The organism is Pilosibacter sp. NGB245, assembly GCF_057397225.1.
In genome coordinates this window covers 2,967,501-2,983,058 of sequence record NZ_CM171584.1, presented here as the reverse complement: position 1 = coordinate 2,983,058, position 15,558 = coordinate 2,967,501, and the positions used below count along the sequence as shown (strand labels likewise).

At 49.9% G+C, this 15,558-nt stretch carries 11 protein-coding genes (1 of these 11 cut by a window edge); 8 read left to right on the top strand and 3 right to left on the bottom strand.

Annotation, left to right across the window (positions count from 1 at the left end; translation table 11 throughout):
* The first annotated feature begins 5 nt into the window (after positions 1-5).
* Both ACXMYH_RS13320 and ACXMYH_RS13315 read left to right on the top strand, forming a co-directional pair.
* Positions 6-491 carry a DUF340 domain-containing protein gene (locus tag ACXMYH_RS13320; protein WP_118530867.1) on the top strand — a complete coding sequence of 162 codons (486 nt, stop codon included), beginning with the start codon at positions 6-8 and terminating at the stop codon, positions 489-491.
* A gap of 288 nt (positions 492-779) precedes the next feature.
* Entirely contained in the window at positions 780-2,096 is a 1,317-nt protein-coding gene (locus ACXMYH_RS13315) for an MATE family efflux transporter (protein WP_486555056.1), read from the top strand.
* A gap of 218 nt (positions 2,097-2,314) precedes the next feature.
* On the opposite strand, the gene hemZ is transcribed toward ACXMYH_RS13315, so the two are convergent.
* From hemZ to ACXMYH_RS13300, 3 genes are all read right to left on the bottom strand, one after another.
* Positions 2,315-3,772, bottom strand: a complete 1,458-nt coding sequence (hemZ, locus tag ACXMYH_RS13310; protein ID WP_486555055.1) for a coproporphyrinogen dehydrogenase HemZ — start codon at positions 3,770-3,772, stop codon at positions 2,315-2,317.
* Positions 3,769-4,413 carry an MBL fold metallo-hydrolase gene (locus ACXMYH_RS13305; protein WP_486555054.1) on the bottom strand — a complete coding sequence of 215 codons (645 nt, stop codon included), beginning with the start codon at positions 4,411-4,413 and terminating at the stop codon, positions 3,769-3,771. The genes hemZ and ACXMYH_RS13305 overlap by 4 nt, the downstream gene beginning before the upstream one ends.
* Positions 4,414-4,615: 202 nt before the next feature.
* On the bottom strand, positions 4,616-6,901 hold the full coding sequence (locus tag ACXMYH_RS13300) for a RelA/SpoT family protein (protein ID WP_486555053.1): 2,286 nt from the start codon (positions 6,899-6,901) through the stop codon (positions 4,616-4,618).
* Between the two features lie 356 nt (positions 6,902-7,257).
* Between ACXMYH_RS13300 and ACXMYH_RS13295 the strand changes: the two genes are divergently transcribed.
* The 6 genes from ACXMYH_RS13295 to ACXMYH_RS13270 form a co-directional block, all read left to right on the top strand.
* Positions 7,258-8,433 carry a M20 metallopeptidase family protein gene (locus ACXMYH_RS13295; RefSeq protein ID WP_117471266.1) on the top strand — a complete coding sequence of 392 codons (1,176 nt, stop codon included), beginning with the start codon at positions 7,258-7,260 and terminating at the stop codon, positions 8,431-8,433.
* A 12-nt stretch (positions 8,434-8,445) separates the two neighbouring features.
* A complete protein-coding gene (locus tag ACXMYH_RS13290; protein WP_486555052.1) occupies positions 8,446-9,858 on the top strand; it encodes a YfcC family protein in 1,413 nt (470 codons plus the stop codon).
* A 395-nt stretch (positions 9,859-10,253) separates the two neighbouring features.
* Positions 10,254-11,519 carry a histidine--tRNA ligase gene (gene hisS / locus ACXMYH_RS13285; protein ID WP_486555051.1) on the top strand — a complete coding sequence of 422 codons (1,266 nt, stop codon included), beginning with the start codon at positions 10,254-10,256 and terminating at the stop codon, positions 11,517-11,519.
* A gap of 60 nt (positions 11,520-11,579) precedes the next feature.
* Entirely contained in the window at positions 11,580-13,376 is a 1,797-nt protein-coding gene (gene aspS / locus ACXMYH_RS13280) for an aspartate--tRNA ligase (RefSeq protein WP_118322537.1), read from the top strand.
* A 173-nt stretch (positions 13,377-13,549) separates the two neighbouring features.
* A complete protein-coding gene (locus ACXMYH_RS13275) occupies positions 13,550-14,230 on the top strand; it encodes a response regulator transcription factor (protein ID WP_486555050.1) in 681 nt (226 codons plus the stop codon).
* On the top strand, positions 14,227-15,558 hold the 5' portion of the coding sequence (locus ACXMYH_RS13270; protein ID WP_486555049.1) for a sensor histidine kinase. 213 nt of this gene lie beyond the right edge of the window; 1,332 of the gene's 1,545 nt are visible here — the first part of the coding sequence; its start codon is at positions 14,227-14,229; its stop codon lies beyond the right edge, outside the window. Before ACXMYH_RS13275 ends, ACXMYH_RS13270 begins: the two co-directional genes overlap by 4 nt.

The following is a 15,558-nucleotide window of genomic DNA, read 5'->3' as shown; positions in this document are numbered from 1 at the left end:
TCCATATGGACGCAGCAGTATGGTTTAAAAGAATCAAATGTCTTGTCCTTGTATGCATCTTCGCATCCATCGGCAATTTTATCAGTACATCAAAGGCCGGAAACCCGGTAACCCCGCTTGAGGCAGTGCCCGGGCTCGTGCTTCTTCTTTTATGCACGCTGGTGGGCTGTATCATTTATGAGCTGATCAATAAGGTTTCACCGAAGAATCTTCCGGCAATCGCTTATATCTCATTTATCGCGATCCTGATCACGATCCCGGGTGTCAGCCCGATCGCAGATTATGCGATCGAACAGATTGGAAAGATCGGACTTCTTCCGCTCTGCACTCCGATCCTTGCATATGCGGGAATTTCCATCGGCAAGGATGTGGATACCTTCAAGGAACAGGGACTTGCGATCGTGATCGTAGCGATCTTTACTTTCGCAGGAACATTCCTGGGCTCCACGATCATCGCACAGATCATTCTGAAGATGACTGGTGTGATCTAAGCAACATAAAAATAGCAGAAGGCAGAATCGAGCTGGTGTGGATTCTGCCTTCTTTTTGTTTACGCGAACAACGAGCCAAAGTCTGCGCCTGCGTAAAGGGCGGTGCTGATAAGGTACATGGCTGTGAGTGACCGGTCTATATGAAAACGCGGCGGAAGCTGACAGGACTTTGACCGTGGGGATCACCTTGTAAAAGAACAGGAATCATGCTATGATGGAAGAACTGTACGGTGCAGTGAAATATCTGTGCAGTACGTTTATAAATCTGTGATAACGGAGTGAGTTTCCATGTACCATGATCTTACAAAGGGGAGCATCTCACGCTCCCTTCTTTTATTTGCCCTGCCCATGATGGCAGGAAATCTTTTACAGCAGTTCTACAACATTGCGGACACCCTGATCGTCGGCCGTGTCCTTGGAAAAAATGCTCTGGCGGCGGTGGGATCTTCCTACACGCTGATGACATTCCTGACCTCGATCTTTCTGGGACTCAGCATGGGCTCCGGCGCACTGTTTTCCATTTACAGGGGAAAAGGAGATGAGAGAGCACTGAAGTCTTCCATCGCCCACGCCTGCGGCCTGATCCTCGCTGTAACGCTTGTTTTGAACGCAGTTGTCTATATTTTCATTGATCCGATTTTAAGCTTCTTACGGGTCCCTGAGGAGGTCTGGGGCGGTATGAGAGAGTATTTGCTGATCATTTTCGCGGGTCTGCTCGCCACGTCCCTCTATAATTTCTTCTCCTGTCTGTTAAGAGCACTGGGAAACTCTACGGTTCCGCTGGTGTTTCTTGCGGTATCCGCGATCTTAAACATCGCGTGGGATCTTTTATTTGTGGCGGTCTTTCATTGGGGAATCGTCGGTGCGGCCTATGCGACGATCTTTGCCCAGTACGTATCCGGGATCGGTATTTTGCTCTACGTTCTTTTCCGATGCAGAAGCCTTTTTCCGGAGAGAAAGGATCTTTGCTTTGACGGCGGAATTTTAAAGGAGATCGCGGGCCTTTCCTCCCTGACCTGCCTGCAGCAGTCGGTTATGAACTTTGGAATCCTCATGGTGCAGGGGCTTGTAAACAGCTTTGGCGCCACCACCATGGCGGCTTTCGCGGCGGCAGTAAAGATCGACACCTTCGCGTATCTGCCGGTTCAGGACTTTGGAAATGCCTATTCGACCTTCGTTGCCCAGAACTACGGCGCGGGAAATAAAGAACGGATCCGCCGCGGCACAAAGGAATCCTTTGCCATCAGCACGGCATTCAGCCTTGTGATCTCAGCGCTGGTCTTTGCCTTCGCGGCACCGCTCATGCAGATCTTCGTGAGCTCCGCAGAGACGGCGGTCATCGCCTCCGGCGTCCGTTATCTCAGGATCGAGGGTGCGTTCTATTTTGGAATCGGCTGCCTGTTCCTGCTTTACGGATATTACAGGGCGATCAAGAGGGCGGAGATGTCTGTGGTACTTACAGTGATCTCCCTCGGAATCCGTGTGTTACTTGCCTACGTGCTCTCTGCCACATTCCTCGGTGAGACAGGAATCTGGATGGCGATCCCGATCGGCTGGATACTGGCAGATCTCACAGGACTTTTATACATGAGGAAGACCTGGTAAAAAGAAAAGGTAACTATTCAGTACCTTCATAGTTACGTGCAAAAATCCATTCCAGATCAGCTTCGCTGATGGGATTTTTGCCTTCCAGCCTATGAAATGTTGAATCTAAAAAATACGCTGTACAGGAGAATGAACCCCATGTACAGCGTATTTTGTTGCCGCGTGCCCAGATCTGGCGTTTGATCTGCGCTATCCTGCAGTCAGCGCAGCAGGTATATTTAAACTAACTTACTCAACAGCTTCTCTTTTCTCTCGATCATCTCGTCGATCCTCTCGATATAGGAAGCTACATCCTTCACATTCTCCGCGCGTTCCAGACGGTTTTCCGCCGGGAACGTGACTTTCGTGGTGGTTCCGGCACCGCAGGCCACGATGGTCTGCTTTTCCTCCATAATGAGGATATTGTAGATACATGCTTTTCCGGGTGCCGCATAGCCGACATTCTCGAAATTTCCGGCCATATTTTTCTGACGGTACAGGTAATACGGCTCAAGACCCATCTCGCGGGCGTACTTCGCGGTGAGATCGATCATCTCCTGAGTGTTCTGGATCTTTAAGTTCGCGTAGCGCTCCTTGAAGATATTGAGTCTCGCCGCACGCTTGATGGCGAGAGAGTGGACCGTCACGCTGTCTGGGGCAAGCTCTCTGACCTGCTCCATGGTGCTGCGGACGTCATCGATATCTTCCTCCGGAAGTCCGATGATGAGGTCCATATTGATATTGTCAAAGCCAAGATCTCTTGCCATGCGGAATTTTTCCTTCACCATATCCACGGTGTGATGGCGTCCGATCAGATCCAGAGTTGCCTGCTTCATCGTCTGCGGATTGATGGAGATCCTGGAGATATTGTGGGCACGGAGAACTTTGAACTTGTCTTCGGTGATGCTGTCCGGACGTCCGGCTTCCACAGTGAATTCCTGTACCTTTGAGAGGTCAAAGGTATTCTCGATCTTTGTGAGCAGGGCGTCCAGTTCCTCGGCCTTTAAGGATGTCGGAGTTCCGCCGCCAAAGTAAACCGTGTCGAGAGTACGTCCCTTCATCTTTTCTGCCACATAGTCTAATTCTTTAAACAGCGCTTCAAGATAGAGATGAACCTTCTTTTCCCACGCTCCGATCGGGTAGGAGGTGAAGGAACAGTAGAGGCAGGTGGTCGGACAGAACGGAATTCCCACATAGAGGCTGTATCCCGTCTCATAGTCGATATGGCTTAAGAGCTCCCGCTCCCGTTTCGCGACCTCCACACTTAAGTCGATCTTCTCTTTGCTTGTCAGGTACATGTCCCGCATGAAGGAGCGGATGCTCTCCTCATCCTCACCCTGATCAAGTCTCGTCATGGCGATCTTTGTCGGGCGGATACCGGTCAGGGTCCCCCAGGGGAGTTCTTTTCCCGTCCGCTTTTTTAACATGCCGTAAAGCTCTTTCTTGATCGTTGTCTTTGCGTTTAACCGCACATCGTAGTCGATCGGAAATACGGTCTCATCTGCGACGGTGCCCGCCGGATCCGTGATCTTCAAACCAAATTTCGTCTCATCCGCATTTTGTGAGCAGGTTCCCTCCACGTAAAAATCCACATCGTCCTGTTTCTCATGGACAAAAATCTCACCCGGATAAAACGCCATCAAAAGCTCCCGGATATCCTGCTCATAAGCAGTATCGTTCAATAAAATTCCAATCATTCCATTGCCCCCGAAAGAGGATTATACTTCTTTTCAAAACCGATGGTAGTCGTGTCCATATGCCCCGGATAGACCATGGTGTCGTCCGGCAGTGTGGAGAGCAGGCGTCTTACAGACTCCGCGATCTGGCGTCCGCTTCCCGTCGGGAAATCCGTGCGGCCGTAGGAGCCTGCAAACAGGGTATCCCCGGAGAAGAGAACAGATTCTTTTTCGATATAGTAACAGCAGGAACCGATGGTGTGTCCCGGTGTTTCAAATACTTTCCATGTAAATCCGGCGATGGAAAGCTCGTCACCCTCCTTCACCGTAATATCCGGTGTCAGCGTATATGGTTCCCTGTAGTAGCTGGATACAAGGCTTTTTCTGCTGTCTGAAAGCACCTCGATCTCCTTTTCACAGGCGTAGATCGGCACATGCCATGCTTCTTTCAATTCCTTTGCGGCCATCATGTGGTCGAAGTGACCGTGGGTCAGAAGGATCGCCTCCGGCTTTAAACCCAGAGATACTGCCATATTGACGATCTTGTCGGCGCTGTCGCCCGGGTCCACGACGGCAGCTTTTTTTGTCTCATTATCATAGACCAGGTAGCAGTTCGTTCCGACCATGCCGACTACCAGAGTCTTAATGCGAATTTCGCTCATATCTTACTTTTCCTCCATTTTTCCTGGCACAAAGCAGGGACTCCGGCCCTGTGCCGTGTACAGTAACGGAAATGTTTCTTTAAAATCCATGTATAAAAAGGTCTACCGTCCGTAATACCTCCGGCAGACCTTTTTCCGACTGCATTCGACCTGCTCTGTTTCAGAACAGCCGGCGGCAGACATTCATTTGAAATTGTAGTTATCAGCCCGTGGTTCTCTCAATATCCAGCACGCCGTCGATCTGGCGCAACTTTGCCATCAGGTTGTTTAATTCTTCGATTCCATGGATATCGAAGCTCATGGTGATCGTCGCTTTGCCCTGCTTGTTCACGCGGGAGCTCATGGCCTTGATATCGATCTCGCGTTCTGTGAAGATCTTGGAGATATCCACGAACATGCCGATCCGGTTGTTCGCGAAGATCGAGATCTCTGTGGAGTAGGTCGCGGCACTGTTGTCCTCCTCAACGCCCTGCCACTCCGCGTCGATCAGGCGGCTTCTCTCAATCTCCGGGAGATTTAAGACGTTGATGCAGTCGGTTCTGTGGATCGTAATTCCGCGGCCTCTCGTCACGAAACCAACGATCTCGTCACCCGGAACCGGGCTGCAGCACTTGGAGAAACGAACTGCAAGGTCATGGATGCCTTTTACGATGATGCCGCTCTTTGACTTGCTGCCTCTGATCGGAACTACCGCCGGTTTGTTATTCTCGCCGATGGCATCAAGGATCGTCGCGTCGGTTACTTCGCGTTTCAGCTTCTTTGTGCGCTCCTCGATCATCTTGTTGATGACCTGACCTTCTTTTAATCCGCCGTGTCCGACGGATGCCAGAACAGAATCCCAGTCCTGGAACGCGTAGCGTTTTAAAACCTTATCTACGAATTCCGGCTTATTGATATCGGAGAAGTTGATCCCCTTTGCCTTACAGTAGCGGTCGATCATTTCGCGGCCTTTTAAGATATTGTCAGCCTTCCGCTCCTGCTTGAACCAGGCGTTGATCTTGTTTCTCGCCTGGCTGCTCTTGATGATATTTAACCAGTCACGGCTTGGTCCCTTGGAATTCTGGGATGTCATGATCTCGATCCGGTCACCGTTCTGGATCACATAGTCAATATTTACGAGCTTTCCGTTGACTCTCGCGCCCACCATCTTGTTTCCGACAGCCGTGTGGATCGAGTAAGCAAAGTCGATCGGTGTGGAGCCGCTTGGCAGTGCCTTTACGTCTCCGGTCGGTGTAAAACAGTACACGCTGTCGGAGAACATATCGAGGTCGCTCTTGATGGCATTTAAGAATTCCTTGTTGTCGGACATATCCTGCTGCCACTCGAGGATCTGACGCAGCCAGCTTAACTTCTTCGCCTCATCACCGGCAGCAACCTGTCCGCTGCCGCTCTCTTTATATTTCCAGTGGGCAGCGATACCATATTCCGCTGTACGGTGCATCTCGAAGGTACGGATCTGGATCTCAAATGGCTGGCCGTTTGTGCCGATCAGTGTCGTATGTAAGGACTGATACATATTCGGCTTCGGCATCGCGATATAATCTTTAAAACGGCCGGGGATCGGTTTGTACATCTCGTGGATCACACCCAGAGCCGCGTAACAGTCTTTTACGGAGTCCACGATGATGCGGACCGCGAAGATATCGTAGATCTGGTCCAGCGTCTTGTGCTGGTTTAACATCTTTTTATAAATACTGAAGAAGTGCTTGACGCGTCCGTTGACCTCGCACCTGATCTCAGCATTTTCCATGTGGGCCTTGATCTCGGCGATAATGTCATCGATGAATTTCTGGCGCGCTTCGCTAGTCAGGGCAATCTTTTCTTCCAGTTCTTTGTATACATTTGGCTCGAGATACCGTAACGCAAGGTCATCCAGTTCGATCTTGATCTTGGAAATACCGAGTCTGTCAGCAAGAGGGGAGTAGATCTCGATGGTCTCTCTCGCCTTCTCCTTCTGCTTTTCCGGGCGCATGTACTGAAGCGTCCGCATATTGTGGAGACGGTCCGCAAGCTTGATGATAATGACACGGATATCTTTTGCCATGGCGAGGAACATTTTTCTTAAGTTCTCCGCCTGCATTTCCACCTTATCCGCCGACCAGGATAACTGGGTCAGCTTTGTAACACCGTCGACTAAGAGGGCAACCTCTTTTCCGAATATCTCGGCGAGCTGTTCCTCTGTATATACGGTATCTTCCACCACGTCGTGGAGAAGTCCGGCTGCGATCGTCTCTTTATCCATCTCGAGATCCGCGAGGATGATCGCCACACAGAGTGGATGGATAATGTACGGTTCCCCGGATTTTCGCTTCTGGTCTTTATGGGCATTATCCGCAAGCTGATATGCCTTCTCGATCATGCTCAGATCATCGGACGGATGGTACTTTCTGATACTGGCAACAAGATCCCGGTAAAGAATATCAGGACTTGTGAAATCAGCAGGCGCTTCCAGCTCGCCTTCGATCGTTTTCAGTTTGTTTTCTTCCATAAAATCTCCCACCTTCATTTTTAGCGTACCATCCGGTCATGTCCGCCGCAGAAATCCGTCGTTTTCCCGGTATTTTCGACAAAAGCAGACACTCCTGAAATATACCAACCATTATAAAATTTTTTGGCATAAATTGCAATCGTTTTGTTGCGGTTTTAGGCCGCTGCTTTCCGGAAGGATTCCCTGATCCGGGGACTCTTATACGGGGCGTTCCTGATTCAGAATAAAAAATGTCTATGACAGACATATCTTATTCTTATAGTGCTACCGAATTAAAGTGGTTGAACTTTAAAGAACAATGTATTATAATGGAAATGTTAAAATTTTATAAATAAATTAGAAAGGGGTACTCCAATATGGATACAATGAGTCTCACAGCAAAGTATGAAGATGAAATGATTGCCATTCGCAGGCATATTCATAGACATCCGGAGCTTAGCAACAAGGAATATAAGACAACGGAGTTCATCCGCGAAAAACTGACGGAATACGGTGTGGAGATCGCTGAGATCGGGATGAAGACCGGCGTTGTTGCCGTTATCCGCGGCGGAAAACCGGGAAAAACCGTTGCGATCCGCGAGGATATCGACGCACTTCCGATGAAGGAACTCACAGGACTTCCGTTCGCCTCCGAGAATGATGGTGCCTGCCATTCCTGCGGACATGATATCCACACAACCGTGCTTCTCTACTGCGCGAAGGTATTATCAGAGATCCGTGAGGAGCTTGCCGGAACGGTCATGCTGATCTTCCAGCCGGCAGAAGAGCATATGGGAGCCGGAGAGCTTGTCGACTGCAATTTCACGCAGGTTGCGAAACCGGACGCATTTATCGGTCTCCACGTATCACCGGAGATCGATGCCGGAAGCATCGGATTAAAAAAGGGACCGGCAAACGCGTCCAATGATTTCTTTAATATCAAGATCAAAGGAAAGGGCGGACATGGCGCTCATCCGGAAAACTGCATCGATCCGGTCGTAATCTCCGGTTATGTGATCACACAGCTTCAGACCGTGATCTCCCGTGAAAACTATCCGGTATATCCGGGCGTTCTTACCATCGGCAGCATCCACGGCGGAACAGTAAACAATATCATCCCGGATTATGTGGAGATGCATGGAACACTGAGAAGCCTTGATCCGGACTGCCGCAAAAAAATGATGGCTGCCATCGACCGCGTCGTAAAAGGCTGCGCCGAGTCTATGAGAGGAACTGCGGAGGTTGAATGGGAAATCGGAGTTCCGCCGCTCGTAAATGACGATTCCATCATCGAGGCAGTTGCTGAGGCCGCTGCAAAGACCATCGGTGCTGACCATGTTTCCTACGTGAAGAATCCGTCAATGGGTTCCGAGGACTTTTCTGTTCTCTTCCCGAAGTTCGGACCGGGCGCACAGTTCCGCTTAGGATCCGGAAATAACGAGGATCCGAATTCCAGACACGGTCTTCATAACTCTAAAAACGTATTCGATGAGAAGTGCATCCGCACAGGCGCATCCGTCATCATCCAGTACGCGAGAGATTTCTTAAGATAAAGGAGAATACTTATGGAAAACAACAAGAAAAAGCTGCAGATCCCAAGTACATGTGCACTGTTATTCATGCTCATGATCGTCTGCGCCATCCTGACCTGGATCGTTCCGGCAGGTGAATTCGATACAGAGAAAGTGGGCAACTTAAACAAGGTTATCGCAGGTACCTATCACACCGTAGAAGCTTCCCCGGTCGGTCCGTGGGCAACTATCATGGCAGTCGTACAGGGATTCTACAAAGCCGCAAAGTTAATGGTCATGGTCATGTTTGTCGGCGGTGCCGTTGAGGTCCTTGAAAAGACAGGAGCGATCCACGCTGCGTTCGGAAAACTTGCTTCCAAGCAGAACTTAAATGTAAACGTACTTGTATTCTTAGTAATGGCATTCATGTCCATCGGCGGCGCAGCAGGCGTTTTCGCAAACGCGGTCGTTGCCCTGGTCCCGATCGGAATCATCCTTGCAACAAACTTAGGGTATGATGCCTTCACAGGCTTCCTGCTTGTATATATAGGCGCTTATTCCGGATTCAACGTAGGTTGGGCGAACGCCTCCACTATCGGTACTGCACAGCCGATCGCGGAGCTCCCGATCTTCTCCGGTTTCAGTGTCCGTGTCGTATTAAACATCATCAACTTCGCGATCTGCTATTTCTTTACGATCCGTTACATGAAAACCATCAAGGCGGATCCGAAGAAGAGCTTAAACTATGAAGCTGGTATGAGTGCATCTGACAGCATGGGCGCAGGAAAAGATGGAGCGAAGGCGATCGAAGCACATTTAACAACGAAGCACCTGATCAGCCTGATCGGTCTTGTCGTAGCGGTTGCGGCAATCCTGGTTGGCTCTGTAAAATATAAATGGGGCTATGATCAGATCGCAGCTACATTCTTTACACTTGCGGTTGTTGTTGGCCTTCTCAATGGTATGGGTATCAACGGAACAACGAAGGTATTTATCGGTGGCTGTTCCAAGATGGTAAACGCCGCGTTCATTGTTGGCTTCGCAAATGGTATTTCTGTGATCCTTGCAAGCGGAAACATCTTAAATACGATCGTTTACTGGCTGTCCATCCCGATGTCCGGAATGGGTTCCATCCTCGGAGCGAACTTCATGTTCGTCGCAAACCTGATTATCAACCTTTTCATTCCGTCCGGTTCCGGACAGGCTGTAGCAGTTATGCCGCTTATGGTTCCGGTTGCTGATCTTGCAGGCATCACAAGACAGGTTGCTGTACAGGCATTCCAGTTCGGTGACGGCTTCTCCAACTGCCTCTTCCCGACAGCAGGTACTCTGATGGGTTCCCTCGCGATCGCAAAGACAGACTGGACAAAATACGCAAAGTGGCTCATGCCGCTCCTCGGATGCCAGGTGATCCTCTCATTCGTATCTTTAACGATTTTACAGAGCATCGGCTGGACCGGACTGTAGAAAGACGTATAATATAAGGAAAAAGGACTTCCGTTTCCTGGCGGAGGTCCTTTTTCTATGCAGGCGGCTGATCCCGCCGCTCTTTTGTTACTGTTCACGCCTTGCGCAAACAGTAACTGATTTTGCCGATGCTTCGCATTCCAAATCGGCAAAATCCACTACCACCACTGTACTGTACGGAATTTTCAGTTCAGAAAATTCCTACCCGTGTACAGTAACGATCTTTTCGCTGAGGGATGGGAAAAACTCACAAAATAAGTTGACTTATCCATGTCCGAAAAATATAATACTTTTATTAAGGAAAGAAAAAACCCTTGAAAACCTAAGGCAATCAGCGTATTATGGTGAACGTAGGCGTGAAATTGCGCGATAAAGAGAGAAACAGAGGTACCTTTATGGCATTAAAGAAAAAGCCGGTCACCGGCATGAAAGATATTCTCCCGGCAGAGATGCAGATCCGGGATTATGTGCTGAACCAGATCAAGGAGACATACCGCGGCTTCGGATTCTCCGCGATCGAGACTCCGTGCGTGGAGCACATTGAGAACCTCCTTAGCAAACAGGGCGGCGACAATGAGAAGCTGATCTTCAAGATCTTAAAGCGCGGCGAGAAATTAAATATCGAGACAGCAGAGACGGAGAACGATCTGGCAGACGGCGGACTCCGCTATGATCTGACACTTCCGTTATCCAGATATTACTCCAACAACTCCGCAAACCTTCCGTCTCCGTTTAAGGCACTTCAGGTAGGCAGCGTATGGCGTGCAGACCGTCCGCAGAAGGGACGTTTCAGACAGTTCGTCCAGTGTGATATCGATATTCTCGGTGACGCAACGAATCAGGCCGAGATCGAGCTGATCCTCGCGACAACGACCGCGTTAAAGAAGATCTGCCCGGACAACAGCTTTGAGGTACGCGTCAACGACAGAAAGCTTCTCCGTGCGATGGCCGTATACAGCGGATTCCCGGAGGAAGATATCGATAAGGTATTCATCACCGTCGATAAAATGGACAAGATCGGTACGGATGGTGTAAAGGCAGAGCTTATGGAAAACGGCTACTCCGAGGAGACGGCTGATAAATACTTAGAGCTTATGGGGCAGGCAACAAACGATGCCTCAGGTGTCCGCCGTATGGGAGAGATCCTTGCGGGTGTGTTGGAGGACGGTGCAGCTGAGAATCTTGCACAGATCATGGAGACAGTCGGCGATGTTTCTGACGGAAGCTTCAAACTTGCGTTTGACCCGACCTTAGTCCGTGGAATGGGCTACTACACCGGAACCATCTTTGAAGTATCAATGGAAGGATTCGGCGGCTCCGTAGCGGGTGGCGGAAGATATGACAAGATGATCGGAAAATTCACAGGCATGGACACACCGGCCTGCGGTTTCTCCATCGGATTTGAGCGTATTGTTACCATTCTTCTCGACAACGGATTTACCGTTCCGGGCGGCAACGAGAAAGAGGCATGGCTCTTTGAAAAGGGCATGAGCTCCGAGAAACTTGCTTCCATCATGAAAGAGGCGATGGCGGCCCGCAAGGAAGGAAAGATCATCCTTGTCGCACAGATGAACAAGAACAAGAAGTTCCAGAAGGAACAGCTTGGAAAAGAAGGCTACAGTGAGTTTAAGGAATTCTATAAGGAAGACTTAAAACACTAAATATACCATAATACATTCAGTTGGGATCGTTGACATCCTGGCTGTTTCAGGAGGAAAATCATGGCAGAATCAATGGCAGGCTTAAAACGTTCCTGCCGCTGTGCTGAAGTCACAGAGGCAAACGTAGGCCAGGAAATGACACTTATGGGATGGGTCCAGAAGAGCAGAAACAAAGGCGGCATTATCTTCACCGACCTTCGTGACCGCTCCGGAATCATCCAGATTATCTTTGAGGAGAGCGACTGCGGAGCTGAGAGCTTCGCGAAAGCTGAGAAATTAAGAAGTGAGTTCACAGTAGCAGTTGTCGGCACGATCGAAAAGCGTTCCGGCGCAGCAAACCCGAACTTAAAGACAGGTACGATCGAGATGAGAGCGAAATCTTTAAGAATCCTCTCTGAGTCCGAGGTACCGCCGTTCCCGATCGAGGAGAACAGCAAGACAAAAGAAGATCTCCGCTTAAAATATCGTTATCTTGACCTCCGCCGTCCGGATCTCCAGAGAAACATCATGACAAGAAGCCGCGTGGCAACTATGGTCCGCCAGTTCCTTGCAGATGAAGGTTTCCTTGAGATCGAGACACCGACTCTTATTAAGAGTACACCGGAAGGCGCGAGAGACTACCTCGTACCGAGCCGTGTACATCCGGGCGAGTTCTATGCTCTTCCGCAGTCTCCGCAGTTATTAAAACAGTTATTAATGTGCTCCGGTATGGACCGTTACTTCCAGCTCGCAAGATGCTACCGTGACGAGGACCTCCGTGCAGACCGTCAGCCGGAGTTCACACAGATCGATATGGAGTTATCCTTCGTTGACGTGGAAGACGTTCTCGAAGTCAATGAGAGACTCTTAAAGAAACTCTTCAAGGAGATCTGCAACGTGGATGTCCAGACTCCGATCCTTCGTATGACATGGCGCGAGGCGATGGACCGTTTCGGTTCCGATAAGCCGGATATGCGTTTTGGCATGGAATTAAAGAATGTATCTGACGTCGTAAAAGACTGTGAGTTCGTTGTATTCAAGAGCGCTCTTGAGAACGGCGGTTCTGTCCGCGGTATCAACGCAAACGGACAGGCTGGAATGCCGAGAAAGAAGATCGATGCTCTCGTTGAGTACGCAAAGGGCTTCGGTGCAAAGGGACTTGCATACCTCGCAATTCACGAGGATGGTTCCTACAAGTGCTCCTTCGGCAAGTTCATGAAGCCGGAAGAGTTAGATGCTCTTGTAAAGGCTATGGATGGACAGCCGGGCGACCTTCTGTTCTTCGCAGCAGACAAGAATAAAGTTGTATTCGATGTTCTTGGAAATCTCCGTCTCGAGATCGCAAGACAGTTAGACCTCTTAAAGAAAGACGACTTCAAGTTCCTGTGGGTAACCGAGTTCCCGCTCTTAGAGTACTCTGAGGAAGAGGGACGTTATGTTGCAATGCACCACCCATTCACAATGCCGATGGAGGAAGACCTTCCACTTATCGACACCGATCCGGGTGCAGTCCGCGCGAAAGCATACGATATCGTATTAAACGGTACCGAGCTCGGCGGCGGATCCGTCCGTATCCACCAGGATGACATCCAGGAGAAGATGTTCGAAGTTCTCGGCTTCACAAAAGAGAGAGCAAGAGAGCAGTTCGGTTTCCTTCTTGACGCGTTCAAGTACGGAGTACCGCCGCACGCTGGTCTCGCATACGGTCTCGACCGTGTCGTTATGCTCATGGTAGGCGCAGACAGCATCCGTGACGTCATCGCCTTCCCGAAGGTAAAAGACGCATCCTGCCTCATGATGGAAGCTCCGGCTCCGGTAGATCCGAAGCAGCTTGAGGATCTCGATATCGCGATCGTGGAGAAGAAGGAAGAAGAATAAAACGAGAAATTTCATTCAGAGAAATGCCCGTGAACAACGGAAATATCCCTTTGTGAAATGTTCGTGAACTTATAGAAATCCCACTTATTATCTGCTAAAATATAGCTGATGATAAGTGGGATTTTTCTATTCTATAGGAAATTTGTGAGACAATAGATACGGAGGTAATACTCATGGATGCAATAAAAGTACTTATGGTCGACGATGAAGAGAGAATGCGCAAGCTCGTAAAGGACTTCCTGACGATCAAAGGATACCGTGTTGTGGAAGCAGGGGACGGCGAGGAGGCGATCGATATCTTCTTTAAAGAAAAGGATATCAGCCTTGTGATCCTGGATGTCATGATGCCGAAGATGGACGGCTGGGAGGTCTGCAAAACGATCCGCCGCTACTCGCAGGTTCCGATCATCATGCTGACAGCGAGAAGTGAAGAGAGAGATGAACTTCTCGGCTTCGAGCTCGGCGTGGACGAATATATCTCAAAACCGTTCAGCCCGAAGATTCTTGTTGCAAGGATCGAGGCGATCCTGCGCCGTAGAAACGGAGTGGCGACCGGCGAGATCCTGGAGGCGGACGGAATCCGCGTGGACAAGGACGCCCACGAGGTGACAGTCGACGGAAAACCGGTGGATCTGAGCAACAAGGAATTCGAGCTGCTCACCTACTTTATGGAAAACAAAGGAATTGCACTTTCCAGAGAAAAGATTCTGAATAATGTCTGGAACTATGACTATTTCGGTGATGCGAGAACGATCGATACACATGTCAAGAAGCTGAGAAGCAAACTTGGTCCGAAAGGCGACAACATCAAGACCATCTGGGGCATGGGATATAAACTCGAGGTGGATGCATGATGAAATCGGTACGTTCCCGTCTGACGGTTACGTTCATTGGACTGATCGCGGTGATCCTGGCTGTGATCTGGGGCGTCAACAAGTGGTACCTGGAAGACTTCTATGTGACGAAGAAAGTCCAGGCATTAAACACCATGTACACGGCGATCGATGCCCAGATCGCGGAGAATAAAGACAACGGGATCACGATCGAGGAAGCGATGGAGCGCGATCGCGACGCGAACGGAAACATCACGGAAGGAAACTTACAGCGCCTGATCCGGAACTTCAGCGACAGTGCGAATGTTTCGGTCCTGATCATTGATAACAGCACGGAGGACGCGACGGTCTACTCGACGTCCCGGGATACGAAGTTCTTAAAAGACCGCGTGGACCGGTATATCTTCGGCTGGGCAAAGGCAAAGTATACGATCCTGGAAGAAAACGAACAGTACAAGATCCAGAAGACGTACGACCCGCAGCGCGAGAGTATGTACCTGGAAAGCTGGGGCTTTTTCACGGACAACAGCACGGCCTTCATCATGAGCGCGCCGCTCTCGAGCGTCGGGGAGAGCGTCCGGCTTGCAAACCAGTTCCTGCTCTATGTGGGAATCATCGCAGCGGCGATCGGAGGTCTGGTCATCTACCTGACAGCGCGACAGATCTCAAAACCGATCTACCGCCTGTCAAACCTCTCTGAGCGGATGTCGAATCTCGATTTCGAAGCGAAATATGAGCCGGAAAAGCATGAGATGGAGGAGATCCAGGTCCTTGGCAACAGCATGAACACGCTGTCAGAACGCCTGGAAGAGACGATCTCAGAACTGAAATCCGCAAATAACCAGCTCACGAAGGATATTGAGGAAAAGACAAAGATCGATGAGATGCGAAAAGAATTCATCGCCAATGTCTCCCATGAACTGAAAACTCCGATCGCCCTGATCCAGGGATACGCGGAGGGACTTCAGGAAGGAATGGGAGAGGAGAAAGAGAGCCGTGATTACTATTGCGATGTCATCGTGGATGAAGCCAACAAGATGAATCAGATGGTAAAACAGCTTCTGACACTCTCTTCTCTCGAGAGCGGAAACGACAAGCCGGTGATGGACCGCTTTAACCTGACGGAACTGATCAAAGGCGTTGTGAATGCGTCAAAGATCCTCATTGAGCAGAACCAGATCCAGGTGGAGTTCGACGATCAGACACCGGTCTATGTCTGGGCGGACGAGTTTAAGATCGAGCAGGTAGTTACCAACTATCTGAGCAATGCGATCCACCACATTGACGGCGAGAAAAAGATCATCATCAGGATGATCCCGGAGAACGGACTCGTCCGTGTATCTGTCTTC